General features: G+C 75.2%; 15 protein-coding genes. 4 read left to right on the top strand and 11 right to left on the bottom strand.

Annotated elements, in window-relative coordinates; translation table 11 throughout:
* Positions 1-6 precede the first annotated feature (6 nt).
* The 7 genes from ACERUJ_RS05600 to ACERUJ_RS05630 all read right to left on the bottom strand — a co-directional run bounded on the left by ACERUJ_RS05600 (position 7) and on the right by ACERUJ_RS05630 (position 10,821).
* The gene (locus ACERUJ_RS05600; protein WP_370247484.1) at positions 7-1,032 is read right to left on the bottom strand and encodes a DUF3068 domain-containing protein; all 1,026 of its coding nucleotides are present in this window, start codon (positions 1,030-1,032) and stop codon (positions 7-9) included.
* Positions 1,029-2,252 carry a glycosyltransferase family 4 protein gene (locus ACERUJ_RS05605; RefSeq protein ID WP_370247485.1) on the bottom strand — a complete coding sequence of 408 codons (1,224 nt, stop codon included), beginning with the start codon at positions 2,250-2,252 and terminating at the stop codon, positions 1,029-1,031. Before ACERUJ_RS05605 ends, ACERUJ_RS05600 begins: the two co-directional genes overlap by 4 nt.
* Positions 2,249-3,037, bottom strand: coding sequence for a glycosyltransferase (locus ACERUJ_RS05610; RefSeq protein ID WP_370247486.1), 789 nt, complete (start codon positions 3,035-3,037; stop codon positions 2,249-2,251). Before ACERUJ_RS05610 ends, ACERUJ_RS05605 begins: the two co-directional genes overlap by 4 nt.
* Positions 3,038-3,136: 99 nt before the next feature.
* A complete protein-coding gene (locus ACERUJ_RS05615) occupies positions 3,137-3,259 on the bottom strand; it encodes a DUF2613 family protein (protein WP_370247487.1) in 123 nt (40 codons plus the stop codon).
* Positions 3,260-3,317: 58 nt separating this feature from the next.
* Positions 3,318-5,051 (bottom strand): hypothetical protein, encoded by a 1,734-nt coding sequence (locus ACERUJ_RS05620; RefSeq protein ID WP_370247488.1) that lies wholly within the window; start codon positions 5,049-5,051, stop codon positions 3,318-3,320.
* Positions 5,048-6,847 carry a hypothetical protein gene (locus ACERUJ_RS05625; protein ID WP_370247489.1) on the bottom strand — a complete coding sequence of 600 codons (1,800 nt, stop codon included), beginning with the start codon at positions 6,845-6,847 and terminating at the stop codon, positions 5,048-5,050. Before ACERUJ_RS05625 ends, ACERUJ_RS05620 begins: the two co-directional genes overlap by 4 nt.
* Positions 6,844-10,821: an alpha-(1->3)-arabinofuranosyltransferase family protein gene (locus ACERUJ_RS05630; RefSeq protein ID WP_370247490.1), complete on the bottom strand. Its 3,978-nt coding sequence runs from the start codon at positions 10,819-10,821 to the stop codon at positions 6,844-6,846. The genes ACERUJ_RS05625 and ACERUJ_RS05630 overlap by 4 nt, the downstream gene beginning before the upstream one ends.
* A 90-nt stretch (positions 10,822-10,911) precedes the next feature.
* On the opposite strand from ACERUJ_RS05630, the gene ACERUJ_RS05635 reads away from it, so the two are divergent.
* Positions 10,912-12,144: a polysaccharide biosynthesis protein gene (locus tag ACERUJ_RS05635; RefSeq protein WP_370247491.1), complete on the top strand. Its 1,233-nt coding sequence runs from the start codon at positions 10,912-10,914 to the stop codon at positions 12,142-12,144.
* Between the two features lie 6 nt (positions 12,145-12,150).
* On the opposite strand, the gene ACERUJ_RS05640 is transcribed toward ACERUJ_RS05635, so the two are convergent.
* The gene (locus ACERUJ_RS05640; RefSeq protein WP_370247492.1) at positions 12,151-14,943 is read right to left on the bottom strand and encodes an AAA family ATPase; all 2,793 of its coding nucleotides are present in this window, start codon (positions 14,941-14,943) and stop codon (positions 12,151-12,153) included.
* A 129-nt stretch (positions 14,944-15,072) separates the two neighbouring features.
* Between ACERUJ_RS05640 and ACERUJ_RS05645 the strand changes: the two genes are divergently transcribed.
* The gene (locus ACERUJ_RS05645) at positions 15,073-18,048 is read left to right on the top strand and encodes a hypothetical protein (RefSeq protein WP_370247493.1); all 2,976 of its coding nucleotides are present in this window, start codon (positions 15,073-15,075) and stop codon (positions 18,046-18,048) included.
* A gap of 37 nt (positions 18,049-18,085) precedes the next feature.
* On the opposite strand, the gene polA is transcribed toward ACERUJ_RS05645, so the two are convergent.
* On the bottom strand, positions 18,086-20,821 hold the full coding sequence (polA, locus tag ACERUJ_RS05650) for a DNA polymerase I (RefSeq protein ID WP_370247494.1): 2,736 nt from the start codon (positions 20,819-20,821) through the stop codon (positions 18,086-18,088).
* Here polA and ACERUJ_RS05655 point away from each other — a divergent pair.
* Positions 20,820-21,245, top strand: coding sequence for a hotdog fold thioesterase (locus ACERUJ_RS05655; protein WP_370247495.1), 426 nt, complete (start codon positions 20,820-20,822; stop codon positions 21,243-21,245). The genes polA and ACERUJ_RS05655 overlap by 2 nt on opposite strands.
* Here ACERUJ_RS05655 and ACERUJ_RS05660 read toward each other — a convergent pair.
* Positions 21,242-21,814 carry a GNAT family N-acetyltransferase gene (locus ACERUJ_RS05660; protein WP_370247496.1) on the bottom strand — a complete coding sequence of 191 codons (573 nt, stop codon included), beginning with the start codon at positions 21,812-21,814 and terminating at the stop codon, positions 21,242-21,244. The two genes, ACERUJ_RS05655 and ACERUJ_RS05660, sit on opposite strands and share 4 nt — an antisense overlap.
* A gap of 273 nt (positions 21,815-22,087) precedes the next feature.
* Between ACERUJ_RS05660 and ACERUJ_RS05665 the strand changes: the two genes are divergently transcribed.
* Entirely contained in the window at positions 22,088-23,455 is a 1,368-nt protein-coding gene (locus ACERUJ_RS05665) for an ABC transporter substrate-binding protein (RefSeq protein WP_370247497.1), read from the top strand.
* Positions 23,456-23,547: 92 nt separating this feature from the next.
* Here the strand turns inward: ACERUJ_RS05665 and ACERUJ_RS05670 are convergent, their stop codons facing one another.
* A complete protein-coding gene (locus tag ACERUJ_RS05670; protein ID WP_370247498.1) occupies positions 23,548-23,880 on the bottom strand; it encodes a hypothetical protein in 333 nt (110 codons plus the stop codon).
* Positions 23,881-23,955: the final 75 nt, after the last annotated feature.

Genomic DNA, 23,955 nt, shown 5'->3' on the forward strand with positions numbered 1-23,955 from the left:
CCCGGATCAGGCGTCGACGAGCTCCCGCTGCGAGGCCGCCGGCGCCGCCTCACGACGGGCGAGCACCACCCCGGCCACGAGGGCGAGCAGTCCCAGCCCACCGAGACCCAGCGGGAACAGGCCCCGCAGGCCGCCCAGCAGGAAAGCCTGGGTGCGGGCGTCGTCGACCAGCGCCGAGACCTCGTCGTCGGTGTAGGCGATCTGGCCCACGAAGGCGGCCACCTCCTGGCCGTCGTAGACGAACACCTGGCGGCGGTCGTCGACCCGGTCCACGGGAGCGCCGGTGACCGGCTCGACCCACAGGGTGCGGGTCATCGCGTAGGAGACGTCGGCGGTGACGGTGTCGGCGTCCACCCCGAAGACCGAGCCCGGCAGGTCCTGGGTGCCGACGATCGTCTCGGGCACCTCCTGCACGAACTTGTAGACCCTCAGCCCGTCGAGCTCCTCCTCGCCCTCGAAGCGCGCCGGGGTGGCCTCCTGGGCCGAGGAGTCCCACCACGGGTAGTCCCGGGCCTGGGTGTCGATCGGCATCTTGTAGACCTGGCCCGTGCGCACGACGTCGGTCGGCACCCCGACGTACTCGTTGCCGACGATCTCCTGGCGGTCGTAGGTGGACACGCAGCCGTCGCACTCCCCCGCGGCCGGCGCGGCGCCGCTGACGACGTCGAAGGGCACCTGCTCGGAGTCCTGCTTGAAACAGCCCGGCTTCGCCGGGTCCACCGCGGGGTCGCAGGTGGCGCCCGGCACGTCGGCCCGCACGATCGAGGTGCGGTTGATCCAGGACGTGAAGCCGTCGGCGACGTCGGCCGAGGTGTCGGCGATCGTGTAGGAGGTGATCGCGAGGTCGGTGGTGATCGGCGCGAGCGTGGCGGCGTCGAACACGGTCGCGCCGCGCGCCTCGAGCCGGGTGGTCGACTCGTAGCTGGCCGGCACCCGCGCGAGCTGCGGGTAGGCGTAGAAGCGCACGAGGCCGGCGGCGACGACGAGGAACACGCCGAGCCCGATCAGGACCTGGGTGGAGATGCGTCTCATGGGGTGACTCCCTCGAACTGGGTGACGGGCTGGGTGACGGGCTGGGTGACACTCAGGTGCCGGAGCAGCTGGGCGTGCATGCGGGGCCAGGTGTAGGCGGCGGCGTGGGCGCGGGCGGCGGCGCGGACGCGGGCACGCGTCGCCGGGTCGGCCAGCTCGCGCAGCGCCCGGTCGACCGTGGCGACGAAGCCCGCCGCGGTGTCGGCGGTGTCGGCGGTGGCGGGCACCAACCAGCCGGTGACGCCGTCGCGCACCGAGTCGCGCAGGCCGGGCACGTCGCGGGCGACGGTGGGCAGACCGTGAGCGGCCGCCTCGACCACCACCTGGCCCCAGCCCTCGGCGTCGGACCCGCACAGGTGCAGGGTCGCGGCGTCGAGCAGCTCGGCCTTGCGGCGCTCGGACACGAAGCCGTGGAAGGTCACGGCGTCGGCGACGCCCAGCTCGCGGGCCCGTGCGAGCAGCGCCGGGAGCTCGGGCCCCGCGCCCGCGACGTCGAGCCGCAGCCCGGGATGCGCCGGGCGCAGGGCGGCCAGGGCCGCGAGGGCGAGGTCGACGCGCTTGTGCGGCACGAGGCGGCCGAGCACGAGCAGCCGCGGCGGCCCCGCAGGTCCTGGGGGCCCCGGGGGCACCGGGGACGCGCCGGCGTCGGGCTGGGCGGCGCCGTTGGGCAGCAGTCCGATGTCGCCCCGCCAGCCCAACCGGCGGCGCATCTCGGTGCGGGTGGAGTCGGAGACCGCGACGACCGGTCGGCGGCGGTAGACCCGCGGCATCGCGACCCGCTCCAGCCACCGTCCCAGCGCCGCGACCGGGGCCGGGAAGTACGTCCCGAACTGGTCCTGGTGGACGTGGTGCACGACGAGGAGCACCGTCGTGCGGCGCGGCAGCACCAGCGGGGTGAAGGTCGGGATACCGCAGGCGGGGTCGATCACCAGGTCGATCGAACGGCGGTGGCGCAGCAGCCACAGCAGGGCCCGGGGGTAGAACCCGAGGGTGCCGCCACCGCGCACGACGTCGATGCCGTCGACCACCTCCCGCGCCGACTGGCCGGTGGTGCGGTCGCGCGCGGTGACGAAGTCGACGTCGGCGCCGGCGTCGCGCAGGGCCAGGGCGGCCTGCCAGGCGTAGTGCTCCGAGCCGCCGGCCCGGGAGTGCCCCAGGTCGCGCCAGTTGACGACGGCGGCGCGGCGTCCGGTCAGCGGGCCGGTGCGGGGGCCGCTCATGCGGGGGCCTCCAGGGCCGGCCGGGGCGCGAGGGTCGGCAGTGACACGGGGATGGACACCGGCGCGGGCAGGGCCCGCTCGCGACGCAGCAGCCAGGCGATCGCGGCGAGGTCGCGGAACGCCGCCGCGCCGTGGCGCACCGGGTCGAACGTCGACCCGGGCACGTCGGTCCAGCGCACCGGGACCTCGACCATCACCGCGCCCTCGCGCTGGAGCCGCGCGAGCAGCTCGACGTCGAAGGAGAAGCCGTGGGTGCGCAGGCGCGCACAGGTGCGGCGGGCGAGGTCGCCGCGCAGCACCTTGAACCCGCACTGGGTGTCGCGCACGCCGGGCACGACCCGGCCCGCGAGCCCGCGGTAGCAGCGGGCGCCCGCGGCGCGCAGCGCGGAGTGCCGGGCCTCGCAGTCGGCGTCGGCCACGGCGCGGGAGCCGATCACGACGTCGGCACCGGTGGCGTGCAGCCGCACCGCGGCGAGCAGCGCCTGCAGGTCGGTGGCGCCGTCGGCGTCGAGGTAGGCCACCAGCTCGGCGTCGGTGGCGGCGACACCCGCGGCCACGGCCGCGCCCTTGCCGGGCACGGCGCAGCCGATCACCCGCACCGGCAGGGTCGCGGAGCTGGCCCGGGCCGCGACGTCGGCCGTCGCGTCCGTGCTGGCGTTGTCGACCACGATCACCTCGACGACGCCGAGCACCCCGCGGTGGCGTCGCACGAAGCGACGCAGCTCCCGCAGGGTGCGAGGCAACCGGCCCTCCTCGTTGAACGCCGGGATCACCACTTGCAGCATCAGGCCCTCCCCAGCCCATGCAGGCGCGACCGGACCACGCCGCCGGACCGTCAGGTCCGAGGGCGGGACCGCGCGCGATGCGTGCGGATCAGCCGCAGGTCACTCGCTCGAGTACTGGCTGAGCTGGGTCTGCGAGACGGGTTTCTGATCGCCCTTGGCGGCCTGCACGCCCCCCACGAGGGTGACGGTGGCCAGCGCTGCGCCCACGAGGGCAGAGATCAACAGATTCATCGTGAGGTCCCCTCCCAAAGACCGCACGGAGTCGGCATCGCGAGCCCCCTCATGGGGTGTGACGACCGTTACTCCTGCTCCTGAGTATGGTCACCGCACCCACCAGCAGCAAGCCGAAACCCCCCACCTGGCCCGCGATGACCAGGAGGATCTGACCGATCGGAGGATCCGGCACCACGCTCGCGCGTCCTCGCGCCGGCGGAGGCTCTCCCAGGTCCAGCAGCTGCAGGTACGGGCCTCCGTAGACCGGAACCGCCCCGGCCACGGGCTCGTCGGGCAGGCCGAGGCCCTGCTCCACCAGCAGGTAGCGCACCCCGATCGCGCGCAGCGCGGCCCCCCGCTGGTCGACCGGAGCGGCGAGGGCCCGGGCCACCCGTCCCACCGCCGGGTCCTCGCTCGGGACGACGACGAGCCGTCCGGTGGCGGGGTCGGTGAGCAGGGTGCGGTCGTCCACCAGCACCCGGCCGGGCAGGGCGCGCGGGGCGGGGTCCAGCCAGGCACGTCCGCCCGCCCAGGCGAACGCCCGGTAGGAGCCCTCCCAGGGCATCACCACGACGGCGCCGGGCCGGGCGCGCAGTACCGCACCGACCTCGGCGTAGTCGGCCGGGTAGGCCGCCCGGGTGAGGCCGGGTCCCCACGCCAACGAGGGCAGCAGGAGCACGGGCGCCGCCACGAGGGCCGCCGCGAGCGCGGTGGCGCCCGGTCGGGCGCGGGCGGCGCGCAGGCGCGCCACGAGGGCGGCCAGCCCGAGCGCGAGCGGCAGCACGGCGGGGATCAGGAAGCGGTGGGCGTCGCGCAGCATCGCCAGCGGCGCCACCCGCTCGGCGAGCGCGGCGAGCAGCGGCGCGCCGCCCAGCGCGGGCAGGGCGGCGACGGCGAAGGCACCGGCCCCGAGGGCCAGCCAGCGGCCCGCCCCCGGCCCACCCCCGTCGGACAGGTCCGCGCGGGCGAGCGCGACCAGGGCGGCCGCGGAGATCAGCGCCGTCGTGGCGACGACGAGGGCGACCTCGCGCTCGGGCGGCACGAGCGACAGCTTCCAGCTGCCGCCGAGCCCGAGCAGGCTGGGCACGACCCCGAGGCCGGACTCCGCGCGCGGCGCGAAGGCGGCGAAGACCTCCCCGGTGGAGACCCGCGCGGCGGTGGCCGCCACGAGAGCCGGCACCAGCCACGGCAGGTTGGCCACGGCCCCCAGGCCGAGGGTGCGCGGCAGCGCACGGCGGGGGCCGAGCACGAGGGCCACCACCACGGCGCACACGCCGCTGGAGGGCGAGCAGATCGCGCTCAGCACCAGGACGACGCCGAGCCGCGCCCACCCGACGTCGCGCCCCGCACCGTCGTCGCCGATCGCGGCCAGCGCCGCCCACGGCAGCAGCAGCGCACCGGCGAGGATCGCCCACTGGCCCTGCTGGAGGTGCACCTGCACCCACGGGTTCCAGCACACCGTCAGGATCGCCGCCGCCCGCACGACGAACGGCTGGGGCCCCAGGACGCGTCGCACCAGTCGGCCCGTGCCGACGGCGGCCGCGACGAGGGGCAGGGTGAGCAGGAGCCGCTGCAGCACCTCCCCCGGCACCGCCTCGTCGAGCAGCGCCAGCAGCCCGTCCATCGGGACCGCACGGGGCAGCGCACCGTCCAGACCCCAGGACCCGGCGGTGAGCGGCTGGTCGGGCACGAACACCATGTCGCCGACCAGCCAGAACCCGCCGCCGAGCCACAGCGGTCCGGTGACGAGCAGCGCGACCACCAGCCCGAGGGCGGCGTCGGCGCGGGTCGCCCGGCTCATGGGAGCACCGGCAGCCCGACGTCGAGGCTGGCCAGGCACACCGTCGCGCCGGCGGCGCCGGCGAGGTCGGCGCCCCGCAGCCGGAACCCGATCCGGTCCACCGGGGCACCGGTGTCGGGCAGGACGAACCACAGCTCGTGGGGTCCGGGCCGGGCGAGGAACTCCTGCTGGCGGCCGGCGACGTCGAGCACCACCACGACCTCGCGATCGGTGAAGTACCCGACGTGGGCGACCAGCCGGCCCTGCACCGGCACCTGCAGCGGCACCGCCCGCGGTGTGGTGCGGATCGGGTGGCCGCAGCCGGGCAGCGGACCCGGGACGGCCGGGACCGGCGCGGCGAGCTCGACGGGTGCGAGCCGGCCCTGCGGCGTGACCACCCGCATCCGCTCCGACGGCTGGTCGAAGACCGGCTGCTCGGGCAGCGGGGCGAACACGCGCGAGAGCAGGGCGTCGTCGCCGACCAGCGGGAGCACGATCTCGGGCGGCACGAGCGCGTCGACCACCACCTGCTGGGGGTCGGCGGCGAGGTCGGCGCGGAAGGCCGCGACATAAGCGCGGTCGGCGGGGTTCTGGAAGTGGGGCACGAGCACGGCGGTGCCGGCCACGCAGCCGGCGGTGTAGGCCGCGCCGAGGCCGAGCAGCCACTGGGCGCGACGCCGCCCCCACGACGCCCGCCAGGCGATCCCGTAGTGGTGGGGCGCGTCGCGCAGCGCGAACGCCGCGGCCAGCACGGCGGCGTGCAGGGTGTCGGAGGAGTAGCGCGGGTCGAGCCCGATCACCCGTCCGAAGCCGCTGCGGCCGGCGAGCACGAGGGTGAGGTCGGCCAGCACGTAGAGCACCAGGAACGCCACCGCCCACCGACGGGCGGGGCCGCCGACGCGCAGCACCGCGACCGCGACGACGGCGGCCAGCACGGCGGCCAGGACCGCGGCCCACGTCGTGGTCTCGACGGCGCCGCCGACCAGCCGGGCCGACCACGGCCCCGACAGCAGCCCCGGCAACACGTTCTGGCCGACGTAGGCGCCGGTGATGTCGACCGACTCGCGCAGGCCGGCGCCCCCGCCCTCCACGGTGGTGATCGCACGGTGCGCCAGCAGGAACGCGGCGTGCAGGACGAGCAGCCCGATCCACAGGCCCCACAGCCGTGCGAGGCCGCGGGGCACCCGGCGCCAGCCCGCGGTCGGCTCGAGCAGCACCGCGGCCGCGAGCAGCGTCGGCAGGATGAGCACGGCCCGCTCGTGCCAGAGCAGCCCCACCACCTCGGCCAGCACGACGCCGGTCAGGTTGGCGGCCCGCGCCCCCACTCCCTGCCGTTCGCGCACGAGGAAGAGCACCGCGGCGAAGGAGCAGGTGACGTGCGGCCACAGGCACACCGCGGCGGCGTACCAGAGCGTGGTGGCCAGGGTGAGCGGGGCGAGGGCGAAGCCGGCGAGCAGCAGCACCCGCACCCAGCGCCCCGGCAGCAGGCGGCTCAGCAGGTGCCACAGCACCACCACCGCCAACGCCTGGGAGGCCACGAGGAACACCGCGATCGGCGTCCAACCGAAGGGCGCGGCCTTGACGAAGAGCCAGAACGTGAGCTGCTGCAGCGGGTTCACGTGGCCCGCGTTGGGGGTGAGGAACAGGAACTCCAGGTCCAGCGGCGAGGCGTCGGCACGGCTGGCGAAGAAGTAGTCGTCCTGGTTGAACGAGGACCCGCCCACCAGCACGCCCCGCCACACGACCATCACCAGCAGCACCAGCAGGGCCGCGCGCCCCTGCGGGCCGGCCCAGACCGCCCGGATCCGCCCGATCACCGCTCCTCCTCCCCCGCCAGGACGATCGCCAGCACCAGACCGACCGCCAGCGCGCCGACGACGTCGCCCGCGGGCAGCGGGCCGCTGGACTGCGCCCCGACCACGACGTCCAGGACGCCGGTGAGCGCGACGAGGCCGCCCGCCAGCGCCGCGCGCCGCAGCCGTGCGCTGCTCGCGCCTGCGACCAGGCCCACCAGCGCGACCGGGCCGAGGAGCACGCCGGTGGTGACCGCGCTGCCGAGCCACGTGACGGGGCCCGGACGACGCCGGTGCTGCTCGCGCACCGGCCGGGGGCCGGTGGGCGCCGGCCGACGCAGGAGCAGGACCAGGCCGAGCAGGAGCATCGCGCCGCTGACGCCGAGGCCGACGACGAGGGCGGCGGCGTAGGAGCGCTGGGCGGCGAAGACGAGGTCCACCCGCACGTCGTCGGTCGCGGCGGGGAGCAGCCAGCCCTGCTGCCAGCCGTCGACGGTGATCGGCGCGAGGGCCACGCCGTCGATCTCGGCGCGCCAGCCGGGATTGGCGTTCTCGGGCAGGTGCAGCAGGGCGGCGGCGCCGGGCGCCACCGCCACCGTGCGGTGGTCGTCGTCCCAGCGCTCGACCGTGACCGCACGGGCGTCGCGCGGCCCGCCCGCCGCGGGGCGGGCGTCCAGCGCGAGGGCCGTGACCTGGAACTCCGCGCTCGGGACGGCGCGCACCCGCAGCCCGCCCGGCGGGAGATCCACCGGACCGTCGCAGGCGCGCAGGCGCAGCGCCTGCCCGCGCACGACGTCACCCATCGTGCCGCTCACGGCGGTGCGGACCAGCTGCGCACCCAGGCGCAGGTTGGGGCCCAGCCCGCACACCGCCCCGGTGGGGGCGTCGGGGTCGAAGGGCCGGGCCAGCCGGACGCCGGTCAGCGCGAGCTCGCGCACCACCACCCGGTCCCATCCGGGGGCCGGCTCCAGGCTGATCTCGAGCTCGGCCGTGCGCAGCGGCCGCACCCGGCTGGTGCCGGCGCCGAGGTCGACCGCGACCTCGCGCCGCGGCGTGCGCAGGACGGCGCGCACGGGCGCCCCGGGGCCGGGGCTGAGCCGCAGCCCGGTGATCGTGCGCGGCTCGGCGAACCGCAGCACCACGGTGGGGCCGGGGTCGCTCGGCGCCGAGACCCACGCGGTGGTGGGGTCGTCGTCGTAGAGGAAGCGCGGGGCCACCCGCGGGTCGCCGCCGTACACCGAGCTCGCGCCCACCTGCCGGCCGGCGAGCGGGTCGAGCAGGCGGGAGGCCTCCGGGGTGCCGCGCGCCACCACGAGCCCGGAGACGGCCGGGCGCAGGTCGGCGGCGAGGGTGAGGGTGCGGTCGAGACCCGCGGGCTCCTCCTCGCCGCGGATCCGGGCGACGTCGCAGTCGGGGTCGGTCGGCGCCGGACGACAGGCACGCTGCTGGGGCGGGGTCTGCAGCACCGCCGCACCGTCGGCCGGCACGGGCGTGGGCACCACGAGCGTGCGCGCGGCGGCGCGACCGTCGACGCTCACCTCGCGCAGGCCGACCCGCCCGCGCGCGGCGTCGCCGCGCACCTCCACGACCCGCACCTCCACCCGGTCCACGGGGGTGCCGTCGAAGTGGGCGGTGACCGGAGCCCCGGTGGGGCCGACGGCGAGGCGCTGCACGGCCTCGCCCGCCCGGACCTCGAGGGTCGTGATCGCGGCGACGGCGTCGTCCTGCGCCACGGGCCACACGGTGACCTCGCGCACCGGCCGGTCGGCGTCGAGGTCCAGGCGGAGCCAGGCGGTGCGCGGGTCGGTCGAGGAGGAGGTCACCCAGCGGGTGCGCAGCAGCCCGTCCACCGCCGCGGCGGGACCCTCGGCGGGCACCACGGGACCGAAGTTGTCGGCGTAGCCCTGCGAGGAGGACGCGGTGAGCCGGCGCAGGCCGTCGTAGCGCGCGACCGTGGGGGGCACGGCGGTGCCGTCGGCGAAGAGCGGGTAGTCGTGCACCGCCCGGCTCGTGCGCCACGGGTCGTCGGGACCCATCGGAGCCGAGAGGGCCTCGTCGGGGCCGCCGAAGGAGCGTTCGCGGCGCTGGTCGGTGTCGGTGACGACGCTCGGGGCGGCGTCCCAGCCGGCCTGGCCCGCCAGCACGGCCGCCGCCGGGAGGCCCCCGGGCAGGTCGAGCTCGGCGAGGGCGGACAGCGCCTCGGGGGCGCCGGCCAGGGTGGCGACGTCGGTGAGCGGGGTGGCGACCACCGTGGCGGGCACCCCCGGCACGTCGTAGACCTCCACCTCCGCCCCGCCCTCGCGGGTCCCGCCGAAGCGACCCAGGGACACGAACCCGGCCTGGGCCAGGGAGGCGGTGGCGCCGGTGGGCGAGGGGCTGGAGGTGACGGTGCGCAGCAGGTCGCGGCGCACCACCACGGTGCCGACACCGACGCGGCGCAGCTGGGCGGCGAGGGCCGGACCTGCACGGCCGGAGGAGATCCGGCGGTCGAGGTCGTCGAGCACCCGGATCGTCGGCCCCGGGACCAGCGGCACCTGGCTGCGCGTCACCAGCCGGGTGCCCCCGAGGATCAGCAGTGGCTCGTCCAGGGTCCACCCCCAGGTCTGCTGGGCGAACCCCGAGCCCGGCACCACCAGCGCGGCGCCGGCGTCGTCGACGGGCAGGGAGGCCACCAGGTCCCGGGCCTGCACCCAGGGGGTGGCGATCTCGTCCCAGCCCGGGGTGCGGCCCTGGCCGAGGAGGAACGGCTGGCCCAGGCTCAGCACCAGGGCGCCGACCAGCACCGGCGCCCACGCCGGCCGGGGCCGGAGCCGAGCGGCAAGGCCGGTGACCAGGTGGGCCAGGCCGAGGGCGAGCGGCAGCCGCACGCTGGGGTCGATCTTGTGCACGTTGCGGAAGATCTGCAGCGCGCCGTCGAGCAGGTCGCGCACCGGCCCGGCCACGGGCGCTCCCGCCGCGCCCCCGTGGCCGATGGTGAGCAGCGTCAGCCCCAGCACGAGACAGGCCAGGAACGGGGCGCGCAGCGGGTGCCGCCAGCGCAGCAGACCGGCCACGCCGCCGCCGGCCAGGACGGCGGCCACGACGACCAGGAACGTCGACGTCGCGAGGGCGTAGGCGGCCGGCCACCACGGCTGTCCTCCGACCACGAGGTAGCTCACCCAGTGGGTGCTCCCCCGCCACGCCTCTGACCAGCCGAGCAGGGCGGTGGTGTCGCGGGCGCTCTCGACGTAGGCGTAGAACGGCGGGGCGTAGCGCCCCAGTAGCAGCAGCGGCAGGGCCCACCACAGCGAGGCCGCCGCCACGGCGGCGAGCCATCCCAGCGCGACGCGGCGGCGCAGCCAGCCGGCGCGCACGCCCCAGAGCACCACGAGGGCGGCGGGCGGCAGGCTGCCGGCGTTCTCGACCGCGTTGACCCCGCCCATCGCCGTGACCGCCGCCGCGGAGAGCAGCACCCCGCGCCACGCGGGGCTGCGGCCCCGCCACACCGCCAGCAGCGGCAGCACGACCCACGGGGCGACGGCACCGGGCAGCGACTCGCCGGTGAGCACGCCCACGGTCCCGAGCAGTCGCGGGGCGAAGGCGTAGGCCAGCCCCGCCACGGCCGCGGGGGCCGGGGCGAAGTCCAGGCGCTCGGCGACCCGCCGCACCCCCTCCGCGGCGACGACCAGCACCAGGGCGGTCCAGAGCCGCTGCGCCACCCATTCCGGCGTGCCGAGCAGGTCGTGCAGCCAGAACCACGGCCCCTGCGGGAAGAGGTAGCCGTAGGCCTGGTTCTGCACCTCGCCCAGGCCCGACTCGGGGTGCCAGAGCGCGAAGGCGCCCGCGAGGAAGTCGCCGGGACGCTGGGTGAGCTCGGCACGGGTGTCGTAGGTGACCAGGCCGGGCTGCTGCAGCAGCGACAGCGCCACGACCACCAGGTACACCCCGACCAGCGCCGCGCGGACGCCGCGCGTGGCGGGGTCGCCCGGGCGCACGTCGTCGTGCGTCCGCGCCGTCACCGCACCTCCCCTGCGTCGCGCCGATCCCCGGGACCGGCATCGTCCGTGTCCCGTGTCTGTCGCTCAGGCTAGTCGTGGGAGACTCCCGGCGTGCCGGAAACCTCCACCCCGCCCACCCGCGGGGCGGTCGCCTCCGGCGGCGTGATCGCTGCGGCGATCGCGGTGATGAACGTGGCGACCTACGGCTTCACGATCCTGGCCGCCCGCGCGCTCGGGCCCGGCCCCTACGGCGGGTTCGCCGCGGTGATGAATCTGCTGCTCGTGGTGAGCGTGGCGTCCCTGGCGCTGCAGGCCACCGCGGCGCGCCGCATCTCCGCCCGCCCGGAGGACGCCGCCGTCGTGGAGGCGGCCGTGCGCCGCGTGACGCTGCGCACCGCGCTGGTGTTGGGGGCGGTGCTGCTTGCGGCCGCTCCCCTGCTCCACCGGGCGCTGCGGCTCGACGACCCCCTCACCGCCGTGCTGATCGGTCTCATCGCGGTGCCCCTCACCCTGCTCGGCGGGCTGTGCGGCACCCTGCAGGGCGAGCGCCGCTGGCGGCCGCTGGCCCTGGTCTACCTCGCCGCCGGTCTGCCCCGGCTGGCGATCGGGCTGGCCCTGCTGGCGTGGCAGCCCAGCGAACGCAACGCCACCCTCGCGGTGCTGCTCGGCGCGATCGCCCCGATCCTCATCGGCGTCCTCGCGCTGCGTCACCGCCCGCCGGCCGACGACGCCGACGCCGCGGTGGCGCCGCTGCGCGGGCGCACCCTGGTGCGCGAGTCGCTCGGCAACGCCCAGGCGCTGCTGGCGTTCTTCGCCCTCGGCAACCTCGACGTGATCGTGGCCCGCCACGTCCTCGACGGCCACGACGCCGGGCTCTACGCCGGTGGTCTGATCCTCACCAAGGCCGTGCTCTTCCTGCCCCAGTTCGTGGTCGTCGTCGCCTTCCCCGACCTCGCCGACCGCGGCACCGACGGCGTCCGGCGCCGCGCCCTGCAGCTGAGCCTGGGCCTGGTCGGCGCGCTCGGCGTGGTCGGGGTGCTCGGTGCGTGGGCGCTGTCCGGGCTGGCGCTGACCTTCGTCGGCGGGGCGGAGTACGCCGAGATCGAGGACCGGCTCTGGCTGTTCGCCGTGCTCGGCACGCTGCTGGCGATGATGCAGCTGCTCGTCTACGCCCTGCTCGCCCAGGCCCGCGCCCGCGCCGTCGGGGCGCTCTGGCTCGGACTGGCGGTCCTCGCCGTGCTCGGCGGCACCGCCGACTCCCTCACCGGCCTGCTGGTGCGGGTGATCGCGATCGACGTCGTGGTGCTGCTCGGCCTGCTGCTCTCGGTGCTGCGTCGCCGCTGATCGGTGTCACCGTGAGGGGTCGGCCAGGGCCGCCGCGAGGTGGTCACGAGCCTCGATCCCGAGCTTGCGGTAGGCGTGCCCGAGGTGCCACTCGACGGTCTTGACCGAGACCTGCAGCTCCGCGGCCACCTCGGCGTTGGTGCGACCGGCCGCGGCGAGCTCGGCGACCCGGCGCTCCGTGGGGGTCAGGGCGGCGAGGCCACTGCTCGCCCGTTCCCGCACCCGACGCCCGCCGGAGGCCTGCAGCTCCGCCTCGGCGCGGGCCAGCAACGGCGCCGCGCCGCTGTGCCGGGCGAGGGAGATCGCCTCCCGCAACGGTCCGCGCGCCTCGCGGGGACGGCCGGCCCTGCGCAGCGCCCCGCCGAGGTCGGCGAGCGCATGGGCCCGCTCCAGCAGGGCCGGGGAGTCCGCCAGGACCGTGACCGCCTCCTGCGCCAGCGCGAGGTCGTCGTGCACCCGTGCGGCCACGCGCAAGGCGCGGCCCAGGGCCCGGCGGGCGCCCACCTCGCGCGCCACGACGACGGCGGCGTCGGCGTGGCGTCGCGCCGCCGCGGCGTCACCGAGCGCCAGGGCGGCGAGGGCGGCGCCGGACTGCCAGGCCACCGCGCCGGGGTGGCGCACCCCGAAGCGCTCCAGCACCGCGCCGGCGTGCTCGAAGCGGGCCAGGGCGGTGGCGGCGTCGCCGCGCACGAGGGCGATCTCGCCGGCCGCCTCGGCGACGAACGCCTCCTCCATGCGGCCCTCGGCGTCGGCGTCGCCGAGCGCGTGCTCGGCGAGGTCGACCTCCCCGGCCTCCAGGTGGGCCTGGGCGAGCCGCGCCGCGGTCCAGGACCGGTACAGCGCCCAGCCGGTGCGGCCGAGGTCGAGCGGCAGCCGCGACGCCTCGATCGACTCGGTGAGTCGGCCCTGACGCAGCCGCAGGTTGGCGCGCAGCTGGGTGCTCGCGGCGAAGGCGGTCAGCGAACCCAGGTCGTGGGCCCGGGCCGTGGCGGCCTCCAGGACCTGCTCCGCGGCGTCGAGCTCGTCGCTCCACAGTAGGGCCACCGAGGAGAAGGAGGTCCCGACCGTCACCCCCACCAGGTCGGCGTCGGCGATCCGGGCCGGCACGCCGGCGGTCACGCGACGCACGGCGGCCGGCGGCGCGCCGGCGCCCGCGAGCACGGAGGCGAGCAACCCGGTCGCGGCCAGCGACGCCGGCGGCTCCCCCGCCTGCCACTGCGCGGCCACCGCCTCGCGGGCGCGCAGCGCCTCGCCGGCCCGCGTGGGCTCGAAGGCCAGGGCGGCGAACCGGATGTTCTCCAGCGCGGTCGCCACCGGTCGGCGCGGCTCCACCAGCGCCAGGCCGCGGTCGCACCAGTCGATGGCGGCGGCGTAGGCACCCTGCAGGTAGTCGCGCAGCGCCAGGGCCCGGCAGGCCTCCCCCACGAGCGCGGCATCGGCGATCTCGTCGAGCACCGCCCCGGCGTCACGCTCCGAGAGCTCGCCCGTGGCCACCCGCGCCAGGGCGAGCGCGGCCTCGGCCCGCCAGCGCTCCACGGGCTCGAGCCGCTCGGCCAGGGCTCGCGCCAGCATCCGCTGGGCGGTGCCGTGGTCGCCGTGGGCGGCGGCGTGCAGGCCGGCTTCGGCCAGCAGCGTGCCGGCCCCGGCGGCGGTGCCCGGGCGGGTCTGCACCAGCTGCGCGGCCACCACCTCGACCGGTGCCCCGGCGTCGGCGAGCAGGCGGGCGGCGTCGGCGTGCAGTCGACCGAGGGCGAAGGGGGCGATGGTCGTCCGCACCGCGGTCGCCACCGTCGGGTGCCGGAACCGCACGACGTCGGCGACGGTCACGACGTCGGCGCCGGCGAGCGCGTCGGCGGCGTCCTCGGCCTCGCGCAGGTCCAGCCCGGCCAACGAGGCGGCGACGGCGAGGTCGGCGCCGTCGCCCAGCACGGCGAGGGCACGCGCCAGGGCCCAGGCCGGCTCCCCGAGGCGGTCCAGGCGCAGGCTCACGGTGCGCAGCACGCCGTCGGGCAACAGCTCGTCCAGGCGCAGCGCCGCCTCGGCGGTGGCCGGTTCCCCCGTGCCGGCGTAGGTGCGCACCAGCTCCTCCACCAGGAACGGGTTGCCGCCGCTCAGCTGCGCACAGCGCCGCGTGAACGCCGGCGCGGGCGCCTCGAGGCGCTGCCGCACGAGACTCCCCACCGCGGTCTCCGAGAGCGGCTGCGGGGCCAGCCGCACGACGCCGGGCAGGCCGGCGAGCCGTCGTAGCAGCACCCCGACCGCGCCCGCCGGCTCGGGACGCGTGGCCGCCAGCACCCGCAGGCCGGGCGTGGCGTCGCCGACGGCCGCCGCAAGGGCCGCGAGGGAGGGCTCGTCGGCCCACTGCAGGTCGTCCACCACGAGCACCAGCGGCGCCGCCGCGGCGAGCAGGAAGCGCACGCCCTGACCGATCCCCCGGCCCTGGTCCTCACCCAGCCCGGCTCCCAGAGGGCTCCGACCGGCGTCCAGCAGGGGCGAGACGAGGCCGGCCGGGCCGGCGAGCAGCTCCGCGGGATCGCGGTCCACCGCCTCCAGCGTGGCCAGCACGAGTCGCGTGGCGAGCGCGAACGGCGCCTCGGCGTCCAACTCCTGCGCCGCGACCCGGGCGACCGGCAGTCCGCGGGAGACCGCCTCGACCGCCGCCGCCGCCAGGAGCGCGGACTTGCCGATGCCGGGCGGCCCCGCGCACAGCACGAGCGGCGGCGCGCCGACCGAGGCGTCGAGGGCCCGGGAGAGTGCCCGGAGCTCGGCCTCCCGCTCGACCAGCTGAACGGCGTCCATGGCCGTGGAGAGTATCCCGGGCCCGCCTCGCCCGTTCGTGGGGCCTCCCCTCGATCCCAGGGTCGAGGTTCTTGTGTCCCGGGGTCGACCCCGTGGCTATCCCGCACGGAGGTTGAGAGGGTCCGGCCCATGCTGAAACGCGCGCTGCTCGTCCTCCTGGCCCTGATCGGGAGTCTCCTCGTCACGGTGCCGCCCGCCTCCGCCCTCGCGACGGCGAGCTTCTCCGACGGCTTCCAGGGCGACACCCTGGAGACCACCGACACCACCGCGACCTTCGACTCCTTCTACATCGACGGCAGCGGCGACCTGAGGTTCACCCTGGCCGTCTGCGAGAAGGTCGACGAGACCTACTGCATCACCGAGTCGGGCGATCCCTCGAAGAGCGTGTACCGCACGGTGGTCCAGGCCACCTACACGCAGGCGCAGTACGAGGCGTTCCCCGAGTTCCGCCGGCTGAAGATCACGGTGACCGGCTTGAAGCCCAACACCACCTACCGCTGGTACGCGATCTCCGACCGCGGGCCGAACCAACCGCCGGCCACCCAGGGGTTCTTCGAGGAGGAGAGCTTCACCACCAAGCCGCCGAATGCGTCGCCGTTCGCCATCCAACCGTTCGCCGACTCGGTCACCACGTTCAACGCCCAGGTGAGCGCCCTGGTCGGCGCGGGTCGCAACGCCGAAGGCACGTACCGTAGTGGCACCTACCAGTTCGTCTACGGCACCAGCCCGACCGCACTGACCTCCGCGAGCGCACAGCTGCGGTTCACCGGGGTCGAGAACGGTCTGCGGGTCAAGTCGTTCCTCCTCTCCCTCGCGTCGGACACGACCTACTACGCACGCGCGGTGGTCCGCCCCGACGTGACACCCGCTCCGTCCCCGACCCTCAGCCCGATCTTCAGCTTCCGCACCGCGGCCGCGGCCGGCACCTGCGCGAGCGGCTTCTCCCAGCGCACCCTCAACGTCGGCAAGCTGAGCCTCACCGGCTGCCTGGCCATCAACGGCACGCGCGCCGTGGCGCGGGGCACCGTGCGTCTCAACGGTCTCAACCTGGAACCCGGCGGTCGCCCCTTCGTCGCCAAGCGCTCGTTCCGCGACTGCGTCAGCGAGGGGTGCAAGGCCCTGCAGCAGCTCGCCAACGACCAGACCCAGTCCAATCTGGTCTTCGACGCCACCCAGAAGACGCTGAACCTCGCCACGACGGGGGAGGTCCAGATCAAGGCCGGCACCACCGTGCTCTACAAGGGCGCCCTGAACGAGCAGGGTCGACCCGTCGACGGGTCGGAGCCGATCATCTCGCTGTTCAGCGCCGCTACCGGGAGCGACCGCGACATCCTCGGCTTCGCACTCGACGGTGGTCCGAACTTCACGCCGAATGAGGACGGCAAGACGGGTCGGATCAACATCAACGTGAGCCCGCCCTTCCTCGGCGGGGTCACCGGCGAGGTGCAGTTCGCCACCCTCGAGGACGGCGGGGCGAAGTTCGACGGCATCGGCGCCTCGTTCGGCTACACCACGATCGGCATCTTCGACCTGCCGAAGGTCTCCTTCCGCTACTCCGGGAGCGAGAAGCTGTGGCGCGCCACCGCCTCGGTGCCGCTGCCCACCCCCAAGCCGGTCACCGTTGAGGCGATCATCGAGGTCAAGAACAAGAAGCTGTCCAAGCTGTCGGTCGCCGCCGACGACATCAACCAGCCCATCGCCAAGGCGGTCTTCCTGCAGAAGATCGGCTTCGACTCGACCTTCGATCCCTTCGGCTTCTCCGGCACGATCGGCCTGTCGGCCGGACCGCAGGTGATCGGGAAGTCGTTGCTGCGGGTCGACGGCACCGTCGGCTACGCCGGCGCGAAGGACGGCCGGCCCGCCAGCCTGTTCCTCGGCGGCGAGCTGTCCGTGGTCAGCATCAAGCTCGCCACCGCGGAGGCCCGGGTGTACCTCACCTCCTCACCCTGGGTCACCGCCAAGGGCACCTTCGGCGTCGACCTCGACCCGTTGACGGTCAACATCAACGCCGACTTCCTGCTCAACGGCGACCAGTGGTTCGTGCGCGGCGGCGGACGCGTGTCGTACGGCAAGCTCGCGGCGCAGGTGATCGCCCTCGCGGGCAACGACGGGTTCGGCGCCTGCGGCGGGATCGACGACAGCGACTTCGCGCTCGGCTTCTACCAGCCGTGGGGCGGCAAGCCCGAGGTCAGCTTCAAGTGCCCGCTCTCGCAGTTCCCCTCCGCAGCACGCCCGGCTCGCGTCGCCCGGGCCGCGGCGGCCCGCGCCACCACCGGGGGCGAGTTCACGATCGCACCCGGTGCCGGGCGCACGCTGGTGCGCTTCCTCGGCACCACCGACCACCCCGAGATCCTGCTCGAGGGACCGAACGGGGAGACCGTGTCGATGCCGGCCGCGGACGAGCCGGTCGACGTCGGCCTCACCGCGAGCGTGCTGCGCGCGCTCAACAGCCCGGTCACCGAGGTCGCGCTCCTCGCGCCCGCCGCCGGCACCTGGACCTGGTCCGTGGTCGACGGCTCGGCTCCCGTGGAGTCGGTCACCGTCGAGAAGCTGCTCGGTCCGGCGCAGATCACCGGATCGGTCACCGGCACGGGCGCCAGGCGCACGGTCACCTGGCGCTCGGACCTGCAGCCCGGGGAGCGGCTGGAGCTGGTCGAGATCGGTGAGGGCGTCGCCCCGCGCCGGCTGCTGAGCACCACGAAGGCCTCGGGCAGCCTGACCTTCGCCCCGCGCGTCGCCGCGAACCGTGCCCGGCGCATCCAGGCCCAGGTCGTGCGCGCCGACGGCGCGCTGCGCGGGTCGGCGGTGATCGACACCTTCACCGCACCGAAGCTCGTGATCGGCCGGGCCACGAAGCTGGCCCTGGACCGTGGCAGGTCGCGGTCGGTGCTCACCTGGAAGCGGGCTCCCGGGGCCGTGAGGTACCGGGTGCTGGTGGACCGTCCCGACGGCCGCCGGCTGCTCTACCCCACCACGAAGCCGCGGCTGACGATCCCGGGGATCGGGCAGCGCTCGCGGGTGGCGGTGACGGTGCGACCGGTGCTGGCCGACGGGCGCGACGGGCCCGCGGTGCGCAAGGTCTTCACGGTCCGACCACGCCGCTGACCCCGACCGACGCCGCCCCTGGGCCCCTCGCGGGGGCTCAGTGGGCGGCGTCGTGCCAGGAGCGCCCGGTGCCGACCGAGACGTCGAGCGGCACGAGGAGGTCGGCGGCCGAGCCCATCTGGGCCCGCACGATCTCCTCGACCGCCGCCTGCTCGCCGTCGGCGATCTCGAGGACGAGCTCGTCGTGCACCTGCAGCAGCATCCGCGAGCCGAGGCCGGCGTCGGCCAGCGCGACATCGGTGCGCAGCATCGCGACCTTGATGAGGTCGGCGGCCGAGCCTTGGATCGGGGCGTTGAGGGCCATCCGCTCGGCCATCTCGCGGCGCTGCCGGTTGTCACTGATGAGGTCGGGCAGGTAGCGGCGTCGTCCCATGATGGTCTCGGTGAAGCCCGTCCTGCGGGCCTCCTCGACCACGCCGCCGAGGTAGTCGCGGATGCCGCCGAAGGTCTCGAAGTACTCCTCCATCAGCCCCCGCGCCTCGCCGGGGTCGATGCCGAGCTGCTGGCCCAGGCCGAAGGCCGAGAGACCGTAGGCGAGCCCGTAGTTCATCGCCTTGATCTTGGCCCGCTGCTCGACCCCGACCTCCTCGGCCGGTACGTCGAAGACGCGGGAGGCGGTGATGGAGTGGAAGTCCTGGCCCGACCTGAACGCCTCGATGAGCAGGGCGTCCTCGGACAGGTGCGCCATGATCCGCATCTCGATCTGGCTGTAGTCGGCCGTCATCAGGCAGTCGTAGCCCTCGCCCACCACGAAGCCCTGCCGGATGCGGCGGCCCTCCTCGGTGCGGATCGGGATGTTCTGCAGGTTGGGCTCGGTGCTGGAGAGCCGGCCGGTGGCGGCGATGGTCTGGTTGAACGTGGTGTGGATGCGGCCGTCGGGCGCGACCGTCTTGAGCAGGCCCTCGATGGTCTGGCGCAGCCGGGTGACGTCGCGGTGGCGCAGCAGGTGGGCCAGGAACGGGTGCTCGGTCTTGACGAACAGCGCCTGCAGGGCATCCGCGTCGGTGGTGTAACCGGTCTTGGTGCGCTTGGTCTTGGGCATGCCGAGCTCGTCGAAGAGCACCACCTGCAGCTGCTTGGGCGAGCCGAGGTTGATCTCCTTGCCGATCGTGGCGTAGGCCGCCTCGGCGGCGTCGCGCACGTGGCCGGCGAACTCCGACTCCAGTGCCTCGAGGTAGGCGACGTCGACGGCGATGCCGACCTGCTCCATGCGCCGCAGCAGGCCCACCAGGGGCAGCTCGACGTCGGCCAGCAGCCGGGTGCCGCCGTGCTCCTCCACCGCGACGTCGAGGGCCTCGGCGAGGTCGAGCACGGCCCGCGCGTGGAGCATCGCGACCGACGCGGCGGCGTCGGCGTCCTCCTCGCCGAACAGCGAGGCCTGCTCGGGCTCGGCGTCGGTGCGCAGCTCGCGCTTGAGGTAGCGCACCGTGAGGTCGGACAGGGAGTAGGAGCGCTGGTCGGGACGCACGAGGTAGGCGGCCAGGGCGGTGTCGCTGGCCAGGCCCGCCAAGCTCCACCCGTGGGCGGCCAGGGCGAGCCCAGGGCCCTTCGCGTCGTGCAGCACCTTGGGACGCGCGGGGTCGGCCAGCCACGCGGCCAGCGCGGCGTCGTCGTCGGGGGTGAGGGTGGTGGTGTCCAGGTAGGCCGCGCGCCCCGAAGCGTCGGCGAGCGCGAGGCCGTCGACCCGGCCCGAGCCCGCCGCCCAGGCGCCACGCACGTGCACCCCCACGCGCCCCGGCCCGAGGTCGGCCAGCCACGCGGCGACCGCGCCCGGGGCCGCCACGGTGCCGGCGAGGTCGAAGCCGCTGCCGTCGACGTCCTCCTCCGACTCCAGCTCCTCGAAGAGCCGGTCGCGCAGCACCCGGAACTCCAGGCTGTCGAACAGGGTGTGGACCTCGGTGCGGTCCCACGGCCGGCGCACGAGGTCGTCGGGACCGAGCTCGAGGTCGAGGTCGCGCACCAGCGCGTTGAGACGCCGGTTGCGCAGCACGTCGCCGAGGTGGGCGCGCAGCGCCTCGCCCTTCTTGCCCCCCACCTCGTCGACCCGGTCGACGAGGTTGTCCAGGCCGTCGAACTGCGCCAGCCACTTGGCGGCGAAGCCCTGCCCGACCCCGGGCACGCCCGGGAGGTTGTCGGAGGTCTCGCCCACGATCGCGGCGAGCTCGGGGTAGCGCGCCGGTGCGACGCCGTACTTGGCCTCCACCGCCTCCGGCGTCATGCGCGCCAGCTCGGAGACCCCGCGGGAGGGGTAGAGCACCGTGGAGTCCTCGGTGACCAGCTGCATCGCGTCGCGGTCGCCGGTGAGGATCAGCACCTCCATGCCGGCCGCTAGGGCCCGGGTGGTGAGGGTGGCGATGATGTCGTCGGCCTCGAAGCCCGGGGCCTTGAGGAACGGGATGTGCAGCGCGGTGAGCACCTCCTCGATCAGCGGCAGCTGGCTGCTGAACTCGGTGGGGCTCTTGGCGCGCTTGGCCTTGTACTCGGCGTACTCCTCCATCCGGAAGGTCTGCCGGGAGACGTCGAAGGCGACCGCGACGTGGGTGGGCTGCTCGTCGCGCAGCACGTTGATGAGCATCGAGGTGAAGCCGTAGACCGCGTTGGTGTGCTGCCCCGTGGTGGTGGAGAAGTTCTCCACCGGCAGGGCGAAGAAGGCGCGGTAGGCCAGCGAATGGCCGTCGAGCAGGAGCAGGCGCGGGCGGGCGGTCACCTCGGTCACGCGCCCGACCCTAGTCGCCGTCGCCGACACTTCCGACGTCGGCCAAGATGGACCCATGAGCGCTCCCGACCTGCCCTTCGACCCCGCGACCATGCCGATGGGCACCCTCGGCGAGCGGATGGGGCTGGTGATCACCGAGGTCACCCCCGACCGCATCGTCGGCACGATGCCCGTGGAGGGCAACCAGCAGCCCTACGGCCTCCTGCACGGCGGCGCGTCGGTCGTGCTCGCCGAGACCCTCGGCTCGATCGGGTCCGCGCTGCACGCGCAGACCCTGGGCAAGCTCGCGGTGGGCGTCGACATCAACGCCACCCACCACCGCGCCGCGCGCTCCGGGCTGGTGACCGGCGTCGCCACGCCGCTGCACCGCGGCCGCAGCGCCGCGGCCTGGGACATCGTCATCACCGACGAGGACGGCAAGCGCGTGTGCACCTCGCGGATCACGTGCGCGCTCGTGGACGGCGCCCAGATCGGGGGCTAGTCGGCCTCGGCGGCGCGCCGCATCGAGCGGCGCGCGGCCAGCACGCGCGTGACCTGGCGGCCCGAGCCCGGGGCGGCCATCGTGGGCCGGCGCGCGGCCAGCTTGCCGCCCACCAACGACGTCGGCGCGGTGCGGTAGGTGGCCAGCGGCCCCAGGCCCAGCCGTGCCATGAACCGGTTGGGCTCCCGGGCGCTGGCGGCCACCGCGGTGGAGATCGCGGTGGCCCCGGTCTCCTCGGCGAAGGCCACGGCGGCCTCCATCAGCGTGCGGCCGACCCCGTGACGCCGGTAGGTGTCCACGACGTGGGGTGAGACCACGAAGACGCAGGGCTCGAGGTTGAGCGGGGTGACGGTGCCCAGCCGCAGCAGCGCGGCGCCGGCGAGGGCACCGTCGTACTCGGCGATCACGACGCGCTGCTCGGGCGAGCGGGCGGCGTCCTTGATGATCTGCTCGACGTCGGCGTAGTGCTCGGCCACGTCGGCGCGCCGCAGCGATCCGGCCCACAGCTCGGCCAGGAACGGGGCGTCCTCCACCACGGCGTCACGCGTCGAGACCGCCGTGCGTGCCATGGCTCCCGCCTTCCGTGTCGAGACCCGCCGAGTCCGTCCCCGACCCGGTGTCAGGGAGCAGCGTACGCCCCGGCGGGTGAGGCCGACACGGGGCCTCTCGCCAGATCGTGACAAGAATCCGACGCCAGGATCGCGACAAGGTCACGATTCGGCAACGACCACTCCCAGCCGGTTTCCCTCCCGGATCGCCGCTCTACCGTGAGCACGCCGAACCCCGCCCGCTCCCAGGGGAGGGAGGGGTCCGCCTACCCACCGGACAGAAAGGTTCACACCGTGAATCGATCCACCCCCGCCCACTGGGTGAAGCTGATGGCCGGCACCGCCGCCCTCAGCCTGACCCTCGCCGCCTGCGGCGGCTCCGACGACGAGGGCGACGCCGCCGCCGACCCGGCTCCGTCGTCCTCCACCAGCGAGCCCGCAGAGACCACCGCGCCCGCCGCCGACTACGTCGACGCCCCCTGCGCGGCCGGCACCACCACCGCGGACGCCTTCAAGGCGGCCGGCATCCTGCCGCTCACCGGCAGCCTCGCCTTCCTCGGCCCGCCCGAGATCGCGGGTGTCGGCCTGGCCGTCTCCGAGATCAACGCCGCGGGCGGGGTGAACGGCGTCGACGCCTGCACCGACATCCGTGACTCCGGTGACTCCACCGACATGTCGATCTCCACCGCCTCCGCGCGCGGCATCATCCGCGACGGCGCCTCGGTGGTCATCGGTGCGGCCTCCTCCAGCGTCTCGCTGAACTTCGTCGACGCGCTGACCCAGGCCAAGATCACCCAGGTCTCCCCCGCCAACACCGCGGTGGACCTGTCCGGGTACTCGCCGTTCTACTTCCGCACCGCTCCGCCGGACGGCATCCAGGGCAACGCGCTGGGCTCGCTGATCTCCTCCGACGGCTTCCAGAAGGTCGCCTTCCTGGTGTTCTCCGACACCTACGGCACCGGCCTGCGCGACGTCGTCCAGCAGACCATCGAGGACGCCGGCGGCGAGTGCACCTACGGCTGCAAGGGCGACGGCGACGAGTTCCCCGCCGGCCAGACCAGCTTCTCCTCCGAGGTCGCGGCCGCCACGGCCACCAACCCCGACGCGATCGTCATCCTGGCCTTCGACGAGACCAAGGCCATCGTGCCCGAGCTCGCCGCCACCGGCTGGGACATGTCGACCACGTACTACACCGACGGCAACACCGCCGACTTCAGCGCCGACTTCGAGCCCGGCACCCTCGAGGGCGCGCAGGGCACCATCCCCGGCGCCGACGCCTCGCAGGACTTCAAGGACCAGCTCAGCGGCTGGAACGAGGCCGTGAACGGCGACGCCCTCACGGACTTCTCCTACGGCGCCGAGGCCTACGACGCCACCATCCTCGCGGCCCTCGCGGCCTACAAGGGCGGTTCGAACGAGTCCACCGCGGTCCAGGAGAACTTCGCCGCCGTGTCGGGTGCCACCGACGGCACGGAGTGCACCTCCTACGCCGACTGCATCGCGCTGCTCGACGAGGGCTCGGAGATCCGCTACACCGGCCCGTCCGGCATCGGCCCGATCGACGACGAGAACGACCCGTCCTCGGCGTTCGTCGGCATCTACACCTTCGACGGCGACAACAAGCCGGTCCTGACCTCCACCGTGGAGGGCTCGAAGCAGTGACACCCTGAGCCTTGGCTCAACCACTCGCCGGACCCCCCGGACCGCTCGCGCGGTCCGGGGGTCCGGTGCGTTGTGGCCCGTGGCGCTCCCGGTCAGCGCCGAGGTCCGCGCAGCCGCGGACGCGCGCCGGTGACGACCTCGTGGACGTAGCGCACCACGTCCACGAGCATCCCGCCGAGCAACCACAGCCCGACGCACGCCACGACGAGCACCACGACGGCCGGCACCGGAGCGCGTGCGGTGCCCATGCCGCGCAGGAGGTCCTGCTCGACGGCGATCTCGCGCACCACGAGCACCATCGGCACCATCATCGCGACCACGACCAGCAACGCGACGGCCATCGCCACGAGGTCGGCGGGGCGCCACCCGGGCAGCGGCCCGCTGCGGGGCCGTCGGGGACGACCAGGACGCCGGGGCACACGCATGTCGCGGTCCTTCCCCCGTCACGCCCCCTGACACGCGCGACCCGTCACGGGACGTCGGCGCCGCGGCGCCGACGT

It is taken from the genome of Nocardioides sp., from assembly GCF_964228225.1.
Classification (GTDB): Bacteria; Actinomycetota; Actinomycetes; order Propionibacteriales; family Nocardioidaceae; genus Nocardioides.